Genomic DNA, 3,357 nt, shown 5'->3' with positions numbered 1-3,357 from the left:
CACTAGATATAATTTGATATAGTTATACTAGAAATTCGCAATCTAATAGATTGAGTAAAAATTCGAGAGGGGTATCTGCTTTCTATGAAACAGTCAAAATTGTTGATTCCTACTTTAAAGGAAGTGCCAAGTGATGCTGAGGCAATCAGTCACCAATTGATGCTTCGCGGTGGGTACATCAAGCAAATTACGGCGGGGATGTATGCATATCTTCCGCTGGCATATCGCGTTTTGCGCAATATTGAAACGATTATCAGAGAAGAGATGGAGAATATTGATGCGGCTGAAATGCTGGTTCCGTCTGCTCTTCCCGCAGAACTCTGGCAACAGACGGGTCGTTATGAAACGTACGGCCCGAATCTTTTCAAATTCAAGGATCGCCATGACCGCGACTTCATTTTGGGACCGACGCACGAGGAAACCTTCACGACGATTGTGCGCGATGCCATCAAGACATACAAGAAGCTGCCGATTACGCTTTATCAGATTCAAACGAAGTACCGCGACGAGAACCGTCCGCGCTTCGGGTTGCTTCGCGGCCGTGAATTTATCATGAAGGACGCATATTCGTTCCATGCTGAAGAAGAAAGTCTTGACAAGACGTTCCGCGACATGGACTCTGCTTACACGAACATTTTCAATCGTGTTGGCCTGAACTTCCGCTCGATTATCGGTGATGCCGGTGCAATGGGCGGAAACAATTCAAAGGAGTTCATGGCAATTGCGCCTATCGGTGAAGATACGGTCGTTTATTCTGATGAAAGCGACTATGCTGCCAACCTGGAAATGGCTCAGAACAAGCGGACGATGCCGAAGTCGCATGAAACGCTCGGAGAACTGCAGAAGGTTGCAACTCCCGGAGCCAGGACAATTGATGAGGTTGCTGAATTTCTGGGTTCTTCAGCCGACCGTGAAATCAAGACGCTGCTTTTCATTGCTGATGAAAAGCCGGTCGTTGTCCTGATGCACGGAAATGACGAAGTCAATGAAGTCAAGCTCAAGAATTATCTGTCATGCGACTTCCTGCGTCCTGCCGAAGAAGACGAGGCAAGAAAATACCTCGGCGCAGGCTTCGGTTCGCTCGGACCCGTCGGAGTTTCCGAAGAAATCGAAATTCTGGCTGATCTTGACGTTGAAAACATGGCAAATGCCAGCGTCGGGGCAAACGAGGACGGTTTCCACTACCTCAATGCCAATCTCGGCCGCGATTTCAGCGTAACTCATTTTGCTGATCTCAGAACGGTTCAGGAAGGGGAAATTTCGCCTGACGGAAAAGGACATCTCAAGTTCACGCGCGGAATCGAAATCGGACATATCTTCAAGCTCGGCACACGCTATTCCAAGGATCTGGATGCCGTCGTGCTTGACGAAAACGGGCGTCAGCTTCCAATCATCATGGGCTGCTATGGAATCGGCGTTTCCCGCTTGCTTTCAGCAATCGTTGAACAGCATTCTGATGAAGACGGCATCGTCTGGCCGCGTTCAATCGCACCGTTTGACGTGCACGTGATTCCGGTCAACGTCAAGAAGGAAGAACAGGTCGAACTTTCTGAAAAAGTGACTGAAGTGCTTGAAAATGCAGGGTACAAGGTTCTCGTCGATGACCGCAGGGAACGCCCCGGCGTCAAGTTTGCCGATTCCGATTTGATTGGAATTCCTGCCAGAATCACGGTCGGTAAGAAAGCGGCCGAAGGCATCGTCGAGATCAAGCTTCGTCGCACGGGCGAAACGCTTGAAGTCAAGCTTGACGAATTGCTCAACTCGCTTCAGATTCTGCTCAAGGAAGAAAGCCTGGCTAAATAATTCTTGATATAAAGCGTTTCTGATATTGTCAGGAGCGCTTTTTTTGGTTAAAATTGATGCATAAACCAAAAAGGGTGATTGACATGACGAAAATGACTTTAAGATTTGCAGAAACCGGTGATGCAGAAGAGTTGCTTCAGATTTATGCTCCGTATGTTGAGCGGACGGCAATTACGTTTGAATATGACGTTCCTTCGGTTGCTGAATTTTCAGAAAGAATCAGAAGAACCATGGAGAAGTATCCCTACATCGTTGCTGAAATCGACGGCAGAATTGTCGGCTATGCCTATGCCGGAACGTTCAAATCCAGGGCTGCTTATGACTGGGCTGTTGAAACGTCCATCTATGTTGCAGAAAACGACCGCGGTCATGGGACAGGCTCGCTGCTGTACGCTGCGCTTGAAGCGATTCTGAAGCTTCAGGGCATCACCAACGTCAATGCCTGCATTACGTACGCGGACCGGGAAGATGAGCATCTTACGCACGGGAGCGTTGATTTTCACAAGAAGCATGACTATTGTCTTGTCGGAAGGTTCAGGAAGTGCGGTTATAAATTTGACACCTGGTATGACATGATCTGGATGGAGAAGTTCATCGCAGGGCATGTTGTTCCGATGCCTGCGATAAAATCGGTCAGGGAAATTGAAGATGAAGCCGAAAAGGTGCTTGAATCATTTTCATGATGGAATCAGGAAAAGAAAAAGCCTGTGATTTGAATTCAAAAAATTCAGTTACAGGCTTTTCATTTGCCATTTCATTAACAGACAGATGATCATTGACGGCAGCGTCCTTTCGCGTCTGTAATTTCAGATGTTGTTTTTGAAATATTATCGATTTTTTATGGCTTGTTGTTGAATTTTTGTGAAAATGCAGTGATTTGTCCCAATTTTGTCCTATTTGATATGTTACACTTACCACATAGAACAGGGTTGGTATCATGGAGAATCGAGGGGATTGAAATCAGTTTTCTGGTGTACGAGCAAAACCACAAAAGATACAGGAAACTTGAGCGCCTGCTTTCAGGCATCTGCCGCAGGGCAGGCGACGACGTTCCAGTATACAGGGTGAACGGACTCGAGGAATGCGTCAGATATCTTGAAAGCGAGTACATCGATGCCGTATTCGTCAGTCTTGACGATCCGGACGGTTCGGGACTGTTTCTTTCCGAAAGCCTCCGCGAACGCGATGAATCCCTTGCCATGATTGCAGTGGCAAAGACACCCGTTCATGTCGCAGAATGCTGGAAACTGCACTTTTCCGGCTATCTTGACGACCTCAGTGAAGCAGGCGTTTCAGATGAGCTGGAGAATTTGAGGTGCGGCAGTCAGATTTAGTTTGTTTCAGATAATTTTTCAGAAAGGACTGCATGGAAGATGAATATGACGTATAATTCTGTACATACATATGTAAGTGCAATCTTTCTTGCAGTTCTGTTGAATGCAGCAGGGCATATTTCGTCTGTAGATTTTCAGACGGGGTATGCCCTTTTTTGCGCACTTTTACTGAAAACGGATGACTGTTTGAAGAAAAGGGGGAGGAAGATGATGTGAGGAC

The 3,357-nt window shown here is 46.8% G+C and carries 3 protein-coding genes; all 3 read left to right on the top strand.

From position 1 onward, the window contains the following. The first annotated feature begins 84 nt into the window (after positions 1-84). The 3 genes from V7Z60_RS09405 to V7Z60_RS09395 all read left to right on the top strand — a co-directional run bounded on the left by V7Z60_RS09405 (position 85) and on the right by V7Z60_RS09395 (position 3,137). Positions 85-1,803, top strand: coding sequence for a proline--tRNA ligase (locus V7Z60_RS09405; protein ID WP_334117556.1), 1,719 nt, complete (start codon positions 85-87; stop codon positions 1,801-1,803). An 83-nt stretch (positions 1,804-1,886) separates the two neighbouring features. Continuing rightward, positions 1,887-2,486: a GNAT family N-acetyltransferase gene (locus V7Z60_RS09400; RefSeq protein WP_334117555.1), complete on the top strand. Its 600-nt coding sequence runs from the start codon at positions 1,887-1,889 to the stop codon at positions 2,484-2,486. A 246-nt stretch (positions 2,487-2,732) separates the two neighbouring features. Continuing rightward, positions 2,733-3,137, top strand: a complete 405-nt coding sequence (locus tag V7Z60_RS09395) for a hypothetical protein (RefSeq protein WP_334117554.1) — start codon at positions 2,733-2,735, stop codon at positions 3,135-3,137. The last annotated feature ends 220 nt before the right edge of the window (positions 3,138-3,357 follow it).

Source organism: Ligilactobacillus sp. (assembly GCF_036846325.1).
Taxonomy (GTDB): domain Bacteria; phylum Bacillota; class Bacilli; order Lactobacillales; family Lactobacillaceae; genus Ligilactobacillus.
This window is presented reverse-complemented; position numbering and strand designations above follow the sequence as displayed.